This is a genomic window from Marixanthomonas ophiurae (genome assembly GCF_003413745.1).
Classification (GTDB): Bacteria; Bacteroidota; Bacteroidia; order Flavobacteriales; family Flavobacteriaceae; genus Marixanthomonas; species Marixanthomonas ophiurae.
The window spans coordinates 1-13,562 of record NZ_QVID01000003.1; the positions used below are offsets into that span (position 1 = coordinate 1).

The 13,562-nt window shown below is 35.7% G+C and carries 12 protein-coding genes; 4 read left to right on the forward strand and 8 right to left on the reverse strand.

Annotated features, from left to right (window positions below; genetic code table 11):
* Positions 1-981 precede the first annotated feature (981 nt).
* From thrS to rplT, 4 genes are all read left to right on the forward strand, one after another.
* Positions 982-2,928, forward strand: a complete 1,947-nt coding sequence (gene thrS, locus DZ858_RS14740; protein WP_117160458.1) for a threonine--tRNA ligase — start codon at positions 982-984, stop codon at positions 2,926-2,928.
* Between the two features lie 62 nt (positions 2,929-2,990).
* Complete coding sequence (gene infC / locus DZ858_RS14745; RefSeq protein ID WP_262511344.1) at positions 2,991-3,509, forward strand: translation initiation factor IF-3; 519 nt, start codon at positions 2,991-2,993, stop codon at positions 3,507-3,509.
* 103 nt (positions 3,510-3,612) lie between these two features.
* A complete protein-coding gene (rpmI, locus tag DZ858_RS14750; RefSeq protein ID WP_117160460.1) occupies positions 3,613-3,810 on the forward strand; it encodes a 50S ribosomal protein L35 in 198 nt (65 codons plus the stop codon).
* 104 nt (positions 3,811-3,914) lie between these two features.
* Positions 3,915-4,259: a 50S ribosomal protein L20 gene (gene rplT / locus DZ858_RS14755; protein WP_117160461.1), complete on the forward strand. Its 345-nt coding sequence runs from the start codon at positions 3,915-3,917 to the stop codon at positions 4,257-4,259.
* A gap of 214 nt (positions 4,260-4,473) precedes the next feature.
* Here the strand turns inward: rplT and DZ858_RS14760 are convergent, their stop codons facing one another.
* The 8 genes from DZ858_RS14760 to tgt all read right to left on the reverse strand — a co-directional run bounded on the left by DZ858_RS14760 (position 4,474) and on the right by tgt (position 13,348).
* Entirely contained in the window at positions 4,474-4,911 is a 438-nt protein-coding gene (locus tag DZ858_RS14760) for a hypothetical protein (protein WP_117160462.1), read from the reverse strand.
* Positions 4,912-4,983: 72 nt separating this feature from the next.
* On the reverse strand, positions 4,984-6,243 hold the full coding sequence (locus DZ858_RS14765) for an asparagine synthetase B (RefSeq protein WP_117160463.1): 1,260 nt from the start codon (positions 6,241-6,243) through the stop codon (positions 4,984-4,986).
* Between the two features lie 385 nt (positions 6,244-6,628).
* The gene (locus tag DZ858_RS14770) at positions 6,629-7,474 is read right to left on the reverse strand and encodes a restriction endonuclease (protein ID WP_117160464.1); all 846 of its coding nucleotides are present in this window, start codon (positions 7,472-7,474) and stop codon (positions 6,629-6,631) included.
* Positions 7,475-7,522: 48 nt separating this feature from the next.
* Positions 7,523-9,076, reverse strand: a complete 1,554-nt coding sequence (dnaB, locus tag DZ858_RS14775) for a replicative DNA helicase (protein WP_117160465.1) — start codon at positions 9,074-9,076, stop codon at positions 7,523-7,525.
* Between the two features lie 166 nt (positions 9,077-9,242).
* A complete protein-coding gene (locus tag DZ858_RS14780; RefSeq protein WP_117160466.1) occupies positions 9,243-10,196 on the reverse strand; it encodes an acetyl-CoA carboxylase carboxyltransferase subunit alpha in 954 nt (317 codons plus the stop codon).
* Positions 10,197-10,249: 53 nt separating this feature from the next.
* Positions 10,250-11,152: a DMT family transporter gene (locus DZ858_RS14785; RefSeq protein ID WP_117160467.1), complete on the reverse strand. Its 903-nt coding sequence runs from the start codon at positions 11,150-11,152 to the stop codon at positions 10,250-10,252.
* A complete protein-coding gene (locus tag DZ858_RS14790; protein ID WP_117160468.1) occupies positions 11,139-12,218 on the reverse strand; it encodes an LptF/LptG family permease in 1,080 nt (359 codons plus the stop codon). Before DZ858_RS14790 ends, DZ858_RS14785 begins: the two co-directional genes overlap by 14 nt.
* Positions 12,218-13,348 (reverse strand): tRNA guanosine(34) transglycosylase Tgt, encoded by a 1,131-nt coding sequence (gene tgt, locus DZ858_RS14795; RefSeq protein ID WP_117160469.1) that lies wholly within the window; start codon positions 13,346-13,348, stop codon positions 12,218-12,220. Before tgt ends, DZ858_RS14790 begins: the two co-directional genes overlap by 1 nt.
* Positions 13,349-13,562: the final 214 nt, after the last annotated feature.

Sequence of the window (13,562 nt, forward strand, 5' to 3'; positions counted from 1 at the left end):
CTCGACTTAAATCTTAAGCCTTATTTTGTTAGACGCAGTGGACTTGAACCACCGTAATCATTACTCCTTTCGCCTGTTTAAGAACTTGCTTACCGTTGTAAGCGGCTGCAAATATACAACCATTTATTTTACTCTACCAAAACTTTTTTGAAGTTTTTTAAAACTTTTTTTTAAGAGCGTTTTGATGCTTTTCGATTCAATTTTTATTGCTTCGTTAAGCGGATGCAAAAGTACAATACTTTTTAAACCCTGCAACACTTTTTAAAAATAATTTTTAGATTTTTTTAAGAGCGTATTTTGCTGCTTTTTGATTCAATTTTCATTGTTTCTCTAAGCGGATGCAAATGTACAACACTTTTTAAATCTGGCAACCTTTTTTAAAAGTTTATTTGAAATATTTTAAAGATCGTTATTCGCTTTATAAAACGCCTTACGTTGTTTTTGTAAGCGGGTGCAAAGATACATTGCTTTTCTACTCCTGCAAATAAAACATAGCCTTTTTTTAAAGTTTTTTTAACCTATATAGCTAAGTAGTTGATTTGTTTTATTTTAATCTATAAATTAATCTAAGACTTTTTAAACACCTTTTATACCTTAATATATATACAATTTTTAACCGTTTTACTTTGCGTTAGGGATTGAGTCTTTGTTGGAGCTCTTTTTAAAGCGCCACAGCTTTAAAAAAGCGACTGACGAAAGCCCGCCCATTTCTTGCTTTTTCTACAAGAAATGGGAACGCCCACATGATAGAGATGAAACTGCTTACTTCGACAAGCTCAGCACAGATCGTTAATAGATATTAGATCTGAGACTAAGAATAGACCCATATTGTCCCTTCTTGCTATACATAAATCGATTATACTATTTGGCGGTTATAAAGCATTTATAACATATTGATTGTTTTCAAGTAAAACTAAACCCTTGTATATTGTGAGACTTTTAAAACAGTAGTATCTTTGCTACTTATTAAATTACTCTACTATGATACGCATTACCTTACCGGATGGAAGTGTAAAAGAATTTGAAGCTGGCATTACTGCTATGGATGTAGCAAAAAGCATAAGCGAAGGATTGGCCAGAAATGTAATTTCGGCTTCCTTTAATAAAGAAACTCTAGAAACTAGTACGCCACTTACTGAAGATGGTAGTCTTGTTTTATATACGTGGCGAGATGATGAAGGAAAAAAAGCCTTTTGGCATTCTTCTGCCCATATTCTTGCACAAGCATTGGAAGAATTATATCCTGGTGCTAAATTAACAATCGGTCCAGCTATCGATACTGGGTTTTATTATGACGTAGATTTTGGCGAGCATACTGTTTCGGAAAAAGATCTACCTATCATCGAAAAGAAGATGTTAGAAATTGCCCGTGGAAAACATGAGTTTTCTATGCGGGAATCTAGTAAAGCTGATGCGCTAGATTACTATAAAAAACAACACAACGAATATAAGGTTGAATTAATTGAAAACCTTGAAGATGGCACCATCACTTTTTGTGACCATGACACCTTTACTGATCTATGCCGTGGAGGCCATATACCCAATACTGGTATTGTGAAAGCCGTAAAGTTGATGAGTATTGCCGGTGCATATTGGCGCGGTGACGAAAATAACACGCAGTTAACGCGTATTTACGGTGTTACTTTCCCGAAGCAAAAAGAACTGAAGGAGTATCTTGCTTTATTAGAAGAGGCCAAAAAGAGAGACCATAGGAAACTTGGGAAAGAACTTGAATTGTTTACGTTTTCACAAAAAGTAGGTCAAGGTTTGCCATTATGGCTTCCTAAAGGAGCTGCTCTTAGAGAACGCCTAGAGAACTTCCTTAAAAAAGCTCAGAAAAAAGCGGGTTATGAAATGGTGGTTTCGCCACACATTGGACAGAAAGAGCTTTATGTAACTTCTGGTCATTACGCAAAATATGGAGAAGATAGTTTTCAACCTATAAAAACACCGAACGATGATGAGGAGTTTTTATTAAAACCGATGAACTGCCCACATCACTGTGAGATATACAACAGCAAACCTTGGTCTTATAAAGATTTACCAAAGCGTTTTGCTGAGTTTGGAACAGTGTATCGCTATGAACAAAGCGGCGAATTACACGGTTTAACTCGCGTACGTGGGTTTACACAAGATGATGCACATATATTTTGTACGCCCGATCAATTGGATGATGAATTTAAAAAGGTAATAGACCTTGTCTTATATGTTTTTGGCTCGCTAGGGTTTGAAAACTTTACAGCACAAGTATCGCTACGCGATCCTGAAAAACCAGAAAAATATATAGGTGCTCTTGAAAATTGGGAGAAAGCTGAAAATGCAATCCTAAATGCTGCAAAAGAAAAAGGCTTAGATTATAAAGTGGAAACTGGAGAAGCTGCTTTTTACGGTCCTAAATTAGACTTTATGGTGAAAGATGCCTTAGGAAGAAGCTGGCAACTAGGTACTATACAGGTGGATTACAACTTACCAGAGCGCTTTGAATTAACCTATAAAGGTAGTGATAACGAGCTACACAGACCTGTTATGATTCACCGTGCACCATTTGGTAGTATGGAACGATTTATAGCTATTTTACTAGAGCATACAGGGGGTAACTTCCCTTTATGGCTTATGCCAGAACAAGTTGCTATATTATCATTGAGTGAAAAATATGAAAAATACGCTCAAAAAGTTTTAAATTCGCTTGAAAATAACGAAATTCGCGCCCTTGTCGATAACCGAAGTGAAACCATTGGTAAGAAAATTCGGGAATCTGAGATGAACAAAATACCGTATATGCTCATTGTTGGTGAGCAGGAAGAAAAAGATGGTACAGTTTCTGTACGGAAACATAGCGACGGAGATATAGGAAATATGACCATCGAAGAATTTTCTGAATTAATTAACAAGGAAATTGAAAATAATATTGTAGATTTTAATGTTTAACCTTAATAAAATATACAGCCATAGCAATACGAAGAAAAAGAAGTAGAGGCCCAAGAAGGGTCATAAAAGAAGATCAACACCGAATTAATAAAAAAATTCGGGCAGACGAAGTACGTCTTGTAGGAGACAATGTAGAAATGGATGTTTATCCAACCAGCAAAGCATTGGAAATTGCACAAGAGATGGAATTGGATTTAGTAGAGATTTCTCCTGACGCCAAGCCTCCTGTTTGTAAAGTGATGGACTACAAGAAATTTGTCTACGAGCAAAAAAAGAGAGAAAAAGCTTTAAAAGCAAAAGCTTCAAAAGTTGTTGTAAAAGAGATTCGTTTCGGTCCAAATACCGACGATCACGATTACGAATTTAAGAAGAATCATGCTGAGAAGTTTTTAAAAGATGGAGCGAAACTAAAGGCATATGTCTTTTTCAAAGGACGGTCCATCATATATAAGGATAAAGGAGAAATACTTTTATTACGTCTTGCCCAAGATCTAGAAGAAGTTGGTAAAGTAGAACAAATGCCAAAACTAGAGGGGAAACGAATGATTATGTTCCTTGCTCCTACTAAGAAATTAAAATAATGCGCTTCGACATCACTCAGCGACCAAGACAGTAAAATGTGTTGGTTTTTTGTGTGAAACAGCGTTGAAAATAAAGTGAAATAAATAGTTAAAAGAAGCAGACATGCCAAAACAAAAGACAAAATCTAGTGCCAAAAAACGTTTTAAGGTTACCGGTACTGGTAAAATTAAAAGAAAGCACGCGTTTAAAAGTCATATCTTAACAAAGAAGTCTAAAAAACGTAAGCTTAAATTGACTCATGATGGTTTAGTAGATAAAGCAGATGAGAGCAATGTTAAGCAAATGCTTCGTATGAAGTAAACCGCTTAACCCGGTTAAAACAAATTATTTAAACCCTGGAGTACGGCTACTTAATGTAACCAAAGTGTCAAAATGACCGCCTGCTACAAAAAACAATTAAAATTATGCCAAGATCAGTAAATTCAGTTGCTTCAAGAGCCAGAAGAAAAAAGGTAATGAAGCACGCCAAAGGTTACTTTGGAAGACGTAAAAATGTATGGACGATAGCTAAGAATGCTGTTGATAAAGCAATGCAGTATTCGTACCGCGACCGTCGTGCAAAAAAGAGAAATTTTAGATCCCTTTGGATCACACGTATTAATGCAGGTGCACGCCAGCATGGGATGTCTTATTCAAAATTTATGGGACAGTTAAAAGCTAACGAAATCGGATTGAACCGTAAGGTACTTGCAGATTTAGCAATGAACCATCCTGAAGCTTTCAAAGCAATTGTTGAGAAAGTAAAATAAATTAATAAACTAGTATTTATTTCACTATACGGGAAGAGCCACTCAAATTGAGTGGCTTTTTTTGTTATATCCTTTAAAGCGACGGTCATTTCAACGACAGGAGAAATCGCATGTTGTCTTTCGATTAGATTGAGTTACTCAGAATTCATTTGAAGATAAATAAATTTCAGTGTGCTAACAGGTTTGGGCTATACAGGTTATTGCAAAAGCTCTATTAAGGATAGTTGAAGAATAACTCAACAAAACAACCTAGAATAAAACTTGCGAAGGCAGCTATAAATGAAATACGTTTTAACGTAAAGATATTTTTAAAGGCGAGCCATAGACAAAACAATGCACAAATAGAAAAAATAATTGTTCCATATAAAGGTACTATGCTTTCGAAAAGACCAATCTGATCAAAAAAGGGATCTAATAATGCTGTAAAGCCAAAAAGAGCTAAAGCAAAATTTGTTTTTTTATGTGCAACGAGCAAGTAATAACTTGCGATAAGGAATTCAATACCTATTGCCAAGGGACCATATTGGTTGTAGTATTCTCTTTTAAAATAGGTGTCAAAACCTTGCGGAAACTCGATTTTTAAAATAAAACTAATGCTCATTACAAAGGCAATAATCAAAAGCACTAACGAAATGAGTTTTCTTTTTTTCACAATGTGTGTTTTAATTTTGCCAACTTGTATCTTTATACGTAGGGATTTTAAATCTTAATCGTTTACGACTTTTTACGTCTTCTGCTTTTTCTTTTTAGCCGCCGGAAACAATACGTTGTTTAATATCAAACGATATCCCGGAGAATTAGGATGCAATGCCAATTCTGTTTTGGCGTCTCCTACTCTATGCTGATAATCCTCTGGGTCGTGACCTCCATAGAATGTAAAGAATCCTTTACCTTTTATACCGTGAATATAACGCGCTTCTCCATTGGTTTTGTTTTCACCCATTACCAATACGTTCGATTTTACTTCATCTCTTTTATACGAAGTTGTTTGTCCCATAAATCCTTTTACTAACGAAGTATGATTCTGCACCAACATTGTAGGTATCGGATCCCATTTGGCCGAATAATCCATTAACGTAAAATAATCGGTTTCTTTTGGTATTCTCCTTTTTGCTGTCATATCGATAGATGAAAACTCATAAACCATAGGGCTGCGTTCTAATATAAAATTGGTGAACGCCATGGTTTTGCTGTAATCTATTTTACTTTGATAACCAGGCTCACTAGGGTCACCATCAAACATAGGTTCACAAATATCAACTCCTTCTGCCGAAAGAGCAATATCAAAGCTGTCGGTAGCACTACACATCGCAAACATAAAACCACCCCCAACTACATAATCTCTTATTTTTAAGGCAACGTCTCCTTTTTCTTCTGAAACTTTATTATAGCCTAGTTCTTTAGCCAAGGCTTCAGATTTTTGTTTTTCTTCAATATACCAAGGAGCAGCACGATACGCTCTGTAGAATTTACCATATTGACCCGTAAAATCTTCGTGATGTAAGTGCAACCAATCGTATAAAATAAGCTGATCACTCAATACTTCTGTATCGTATACTACTTCATACGGAATTTCTGCATAGGTCAATACCATGGTTACGGCATCGTCCCACGGTTGATTTCCTTTTGGGGAATACACGGCAATTTTAGGTGCTTTTTCTAACACCACAGCTTCCATGTTTTGTGAAGGACTACTTATCATCGTCAGTATTTCTTCGGTCTTACTGTCAGAAATAACTTCGAAAGAAACACCTCTAATTTGACATTCCTTTTGAATTTCTTCGGAATTCGGCATTAAAAAAGAGCCACCGCGGTAGTTAAGCAACCACTTTACTTTGACTTGGCGTTCTAATGTCCAATACGTAATTCCGTAGGCTTTTAGGTGTTCCTTCTGCCCATCCACATCCATCGGGACTAATATATAGGATGCTGAAGCATTTAGGGAAAAGAAAAGAATAAATAATAAGGTAATAAATTTCGTCATAATGCTAATATAACGACAAAATTCGAGCCATATTGAGTTCAAGGAAATTTTCTAAAATTAGATATTAACTAGTAGTACCATTTAAGATGCATTTAATCATTAAAAATGCCTACAGTAATTGATCTAACTTCTATTTAAACTTTTTAGAATACATCCAGTATAGCCTTAAAAAATACCGCCTCGTTTACCAATAAAGAAATTAGTATTAATAATGCAGTGTTGATGATTAGTAAAAGTTATAAAAAAGAGGTTTTAAGTATTTTGGAGAAGTTTTAAAATTATTTTTAAATATCACTAAATAATTTCTTTTCTAATTTCTTGCAAAAGTTGGTTATATTAATTGTGTCACTTGTCAGCAAGGATATTATCATATCAAGGATGAGTTTTATAACTCTTTATTGTAGTCAGTATATTTTAGCGAGGTAATATTTTCTTTTGCAAAATCATAAACTGACTGTTCAGTATAATTACCATTTTCCAGAAAATCAGCTCTCCACAATTTAATATCATCTCGTAGATAGTTAAAGTTTAGGTTTAAAAATTTTTCTAAATCGGCCCTATTTATTGTTGAAGTGTATATATATTTTTCTCCGTCATTATTTAAAGGTATTCTTAATGTTAGAGTTTCTAAATCAGAAAAATCTCTAAATAATCGAACACTTTCTTTTATAGTTTTTTTGAAAACATAGTATTCTGTATTTGCAAAACCCTCTTTAAATATTACAAGTCTTTTATTGTAATTTGATTTACTTGAATCGAAATAACCAGAGTTCTCTTTTCCTCGCTTAAAAAACTCGTATTTTGATAACTCTAGGTTTTTTATTTTTTGATTTACCAAGTAATCAAAAGTTAGCTTAATTTTATTCAACTCATCAAACTCAATAATATCAAGTCTTAAGTTCCGAATATTTGCACGATTTTTGGCTGCTAGACTATATCCTTTGTTAGTAATTATTAATCCAAAGTTAGCTTTTGTATCTTCTAACATTCCAAGAAAACTTTCTATAATTATTACATCAATATTTGTCGAGAAATGTTTGCAGTCAATTATTCCGAGAATTTTATTCCCTCCTATTCTTCCTCGTATTGAAATATCAATTTGTCTATCAGTTCTGCTGTGTTTTCCAAATATACGGTCATCAAATTCAAATTCACAATCAGTAAATACTGAAACTAATTCTTGATGAATTTGTCTTTCGTATTTTCGCCAAGTTTTATTTTCAATCGACATTTTATTGATCTCGTGTCTAAAATGTATATACCCAACAACCAGCCTCTTCTAAAAAGGCACCTCATTATCATCATCGGGCGGTAGGTCGTTGTTCATGGAGCTACCAAAAGCTTCATCTGCAGAAGGCAGACTATCGGTTCTAAAGGTATCGTCATTGGCGGCATCGTTCATACGGGAATGGATTTCACTTGGGATGTCAAAACGCTCTAAGTTTTCGAAACGTCCTAAATGCCCCACAAAACGCAAGCGTATTTCGTCCAGACCACCATTACGGTGTTTGGCCACAATAAATTCTCCTTGTCCTTGCGTTGGTGTACGCTCCTCATCGTCCCATTCATCAATTTTGTAGTATTCGGGACGGTAAATAAACGATACAATATCGGCATCTTGCTCAATCGCACCAGATTCACGAAGGTCAGAAAGTAACGGTCGTTTGCTTCCGCCACGCGTTTCCACCGCACGTGATAATTGTGATAAGGCAATTACCGGAACATTTAGTTCTTTTGCTAATGCTTTTAGGTTTCGGGAAATAGTCGAAATTTCTTGTTCCCGGTTTCCGCCGTTTTTGTTTCCTCCTGCTGTCATTAATTGTAGGTAATCGACCATAATCAATTTTATGCCGTGTTGTGAGGATAAGCGTCTAGCTTTCGCCCGTAAATCGAAAATGGAAAGCGATGGTGTATCATCAATAAATAAAGGCGCTTTTTCCAGCCCTTTTACTTTCACGTTTAACTGTTCCCACTCGTGTTTTTCTAAGTTTCCGGTACGTAGTTTTTCGGAGCTTAATTGCGTTTCCGAAGAAATCAATCGCGTGATTAACTGTACCGAGGACATTTCCAAAGAAAAGAATGCCACTGGAATATTATGATCTACCGCAATATTTCGCGCCATAGACAAGGTCAAGGCCGTTTTACCCATACCTGGACGCGCGGCAATAATGATTAAATCACTGGGTTGCCAACCGGAGGTTAGTTTATCAATATCTTCAAAACCGGAAGGAATACCAGATAGACCTTCTCTATTGGCAATTTCTTCAATTTTTTTCTTCGCTTGAATTACTAATTGCTGCGCTGTTTCCGAAGAACGTTTTATGTTTCCTTGGGTAATTTCGTATAATTTGGATTCGGCCGTGTCCAACAAATCAAAAACATCGGTAGTTTCGTCATACGAATCTTCAATGATTTCATTTGAAATTTTAATCAAACTCCGTTGAATGAATTTCTGAAGAATGATACGCGCATGAAACTCAATATGTGCCGAAGATGACACTTTTTGGGTCAATTGAACCAAGTAAAATTCGCCTCCCGCAACTTCGAGCGTTGCGTCCTTTTTTAATTGGGACGAAACGGTTAATAAGTCTACCGGTTCACTGTTTTCAAAGAGTGTATGAATGGCTTCAAAGATGTGTTTGTGGGCATCTTTATAAAACACATCGGCGTGTAAAATATCAATCACCTCATCGACACCTTTTTTATCGATCATCATCGCTCCAAGTACAACTTGTTCTAAATCAATAGCTTGCGGAGGCAATTTCCCCTTTTCCAACGAAATTACTTGGGAAGACTTCGTTTTATATTGATTTTGCTGTTGTACTTTTTCCATAAGGCGAATGTAAAGAAAATGTTAACTGAAACAGGCGTATTAAAAGTTTCGATGTTAACCAGTCGTCAACATTTGAACTGTTGATAACTTAAAATTATTGTTAATAAGGTACAAAAAAAACCGAAGACGAACCTCCGGATTTTTGAAAGGGTTGCTATAATTGAAGTTAGCCTTTAAAGACTCCCATCTCGGAATATTTTTCCATTCTAAGATTAACCAAATCGGTTGGTGATAAGATTTTTAATTCATCATATACTTTTGAAATGGTCTTAGAGACGGTAGAAAAAGTTTTTTCTCGATCGCTATGCGCTCCGCCTAGTGGTTCTTTAATAATAGTATCGATTACTTTTAATCTTTTAGCATCCTTTGCTGTTAGGTTTAATGCCTCGGCAGCTTGTTCTTTGTGATCCCAACTTCTCCATAATATAGAAGAGCAGTTTTCGGGTGAAATTACAGAATACCATGAGTTTTCGAGCATCATAACCCGATCACCAACACCTATTCCTAAAGCTCCACCACTGGCTCCTTCTCCAATCACAATTACTATAATTGGCACTTTAAGGCGAGTCATTTCCATAATATTACGAGCAATGGCTTCCCCTTGTCCGCGTTCTTCAGCTTCTAATCCTGGATAGGCTCCTGGCGTATCGATAAACGTAACTACCGGAAGACCAAATTTTTCGGCAGATTTCATTAAGCGCAAGGCTTTACGATATCCTTCAGGACTTGCCATCCCAAAATTACGGTATTGTCGCGTTTTGGTGTTATACCCTTTTTGTTGCCCAATAAACATATAGCTTTGATCGCCAATTTTACCAAGACCGCCTACCATGGCTTTATCGTCTTTAAAGTTACGATCGCCGTGAAGTTCTAAAAAAGAATCCCCACAAATGGATTTAACATAATCCATAGTATAGGGACGATTGGGGTGACGAGACAACTGAACACGTTGCCACGGAGTTAAGTTTTTATATACTTCCTTCTTGGTTTCCTTTAATTTTTTCTCAATCTGCTTACAGGTATTGGTAACATCTACTTCGCTGTCAGTTCCAATTTGGCAAGCTTTCTCGTACTGTTCCTGTAAATCCTTTATAGGTAATTCAAATTCAAGATATTCCATAGTATCTTTAGATTGTAGTTTTTTGCTTAGCTCACAAAGATAAAATTTTGTTTCTAGGTATTAGGCAATCCTCTTTTTTTTCTTTGCAATCTATTTTTAATTATTCCGTTTGCGATAACTGTTACTATAATAATGACAGCTCCATAATAGAACTCTGTATTCATATGTTCTGAATCGCCTAAAATAAGCAATGCCAAGATAATTCCGTATACAGGCTCTAGGTTTACCGTCAGCATTACAGTATAAGGACTTATCCATTTCATTACGTGTACCGAAGCCAAAAAGGCATATGCGGTGCAAACTGAGGCTAAAAGCAGTAGTAAAAGCCAATCGTTTGTTGAGAGTTGAAATAATTCTGATGTAATTTTTCCCTGAAAAGCTAAATAGGCCGTAATACATAATCCTCCGAAAAACAATTCGTATAATGAAATAACCGAAGCTTTATGTTTTACTACCAATGCCCCATTAATAATGGTAAATACAGCTCCTAAGAATGATGAAGCTAGGGCTAGGCCAATTCCCCAGATATAATCAGTTTCTACATTAAATATTAGATATAAACCACCGATTACTATAAGTCCGAAGAACACTTCGTACCCGATTATTTTTCTTCTGTAGAAAAGCGGCTCCAATAGGGATGCAAAAAAAGCTCCTGTGGACATAATTGCCAACGTAACTGAAACATTCGATTCTTTTATAGCTCCAAAAAAACACAACCAATGCAGCGCAATAATAAAGCCGGCAAGAAAAAAGCGTGAAAGGGTTTTACCTGAAAAGCGTAGTTTTTCTTTCTTAAGTAGAACAAACAACAAAATAAACCCTGAAGCCAATAACATTCTAAACCAAACCAACGGAATGGCATCGATGGAAATTAAAGCTCCCAGCACCGCTGTAAAACCCCAAATAAAAATAATCCCGTGTAAATGGAGGTAGTTGAGTAATTTAGCGTTTGGCATTTCTAAGAAGGTAAATAGCTAAGATACCAAATACAAAATTAGGAAACCACGTAGCTATAAAAGGTGAAAAAGTACTTTGCTCAGCCATCGTCCCAAATATCTTATCGAAAAAGATAAAGGTCATACCAATACCAATACCAATGGCAAGGTTGACCCCCATTCCACCACGGCGTTTTACCGATGATACTGCAACTGCAATAATGGTTAAGATATATGCAGAAACTGGTAAACTCCAGCGTTTATAGCGTACCACTTCGTACCTATTTATGTAAGAGGAACCTTTTGCTTTTTCCCGTTGTATAAAGTCGTTAAGTTCTGTGAAATTTAGTGTTTCTGCAATATATTCTACTGGTGTTAAATCTTCCATTTCAAAGGAAAACGTTGTGTCTAGCTTTGTTTCTTTCAAAAGTTGGTCATTGTTTTGACCTACAATTCGTTTTTTATAGTTGTAGAGTGTGTAAGAGCTATCTTTTTCATTATACTTTATACTACTTGCTGAAATTTTGTACTTCATTTCATTATCCTCGAAATGCTCTAAGGTAAAGTTATTTCCTCTTTTTTCCTTTACATTAAAGTAGCTTACGTAAATATAATCGTTATCATTTATTTGTCTAAACACATTAGATTGTGCCCTATCTTGAGTTCCTTTCTTAAGGTATTTGTACTTAAACTCATTAAATCCTTTACTGGCCATGGGCGCTAAATACATACCTAACACCAAAGCGCCAATACAAACAATTGTAGCTCCAATCATATAAGGGCGCAAAAAACGATAATAGGAAACCCCACTACTTAAAAAAGCAATGATCTCTGTGTTATTTGCTAATTTTGATGTAAACCAAATTACCGACAAAAACAAAAACAAGGGAAACAACAAGTTTGCAAAATAAATGGTAAAGTCTAAATAATACTTTGCTATTTCGATAAAAGGCACCTCATTTTCGAGCATTTTATCAATCTTTTCAGCAAGATTGACTGTTATCCCGATAGGAATAAATAAAAGAAGCAACAGTAAAAATGTTCCTAAGTATCGCTTCAGAATATATTTATCGAGTATACTTAACATTAAAGGCGTTTATCCATTTGTTTAACCATCTTATTTTTCCAAGAAGTGAAATCTCCGGCTAAGATATGCTTTCTCGCTTCACGAACCAACCATAAATAAAAACCGAGATTATGGATGGTTGCAATTTGCATACCCAAAAGTTCTTTTACCTTAAATAGGTGGCGAACATACGCCTTGCTATAGGCAGTATCTACCCACGTAATATCCATATCGTCAATGGGTGAAAAATCGTCTTCCCACTTTTTGTTTTTAATGTTAATTGAGCCATGTGCCGTAAAAAGCATACCGTTACGACCATTTCTAGTAGGCATTACACAATCAAACATATCAATCCCTAAAGCAATATTCTCTAATAAATTAATAGGTGTTCCTACTCCCATTAAGTAACGAGGTTTATCTTCAGGAAGTATATCGGTGACCACTTCGGTCATAGCATACATCTCTTCCGCTGGTTCCCCCACAGACAAACCACCAATTGCATTTCCTGCTGCTCCTACAGATGCTATGTACTCTGCAGATTGTTTCCTGAGATCTTTGTATGTGCTTCCTTGAACAATGGGAAAAAATGTTTGGTTGTAATCATATTTTAAAGGTGTCTTCTCTAAATGCGAAATACATCGATCTAGCCAACGATGCGTCATATGCATAGAGCGTTTGGCATATTTATAATCACAAGGATACGGTGTACATTCATCAAAGGCCATGATAATGTCGGCTCCAATAGTTCGTTGGATTTCCATCACGTTTTCAGGTGTAAAAAAATGCATGCTACCGTCAATATGCGACTTAAACTTAACACCTTCTTCTTTAATTTTTCTATTTGCTGAAAGGGAATACACTTGATATCCGCCACTATCGGTCAAGATATTTCGGTCCCAATTCATAAATTTATGAATACCCCCCGCTTTTTCAAGTATATCAGTCTGTGGACGTAAGTATAAATGATAGGTGTTTCCTAAAATAATATCAGGGTTTATATCTTGTGAAAGCTCACGTTGGTGTACACCTTTAACTGTTCCAACGGTGCCTACTGGCATAAAAATTGGCGTTTCAACGGGGCCGTGATCCAGTGTTATAGTCCCAGCGCGGGCTTGGCTTTCGGGATCGGTTTTTTCTAAATTAAATTGCATGTAAGGTTTTTCTGAAATATGCCAGAATTGGCAAACAGCTGCAAAGATAATAGGATTTGTTTAGATACATAGCCTCCCTTTTTCGGAAAAGAAAATTTTAGAAAATAATTAAAAAACTGTAACCTTAATAACTTCCATTAAATCGTTGATAACTGCCCTAATTTAGTTTTGCCTAGCTCTAAGAATACTGTATTTTTGATTCTGAAAAACAAAA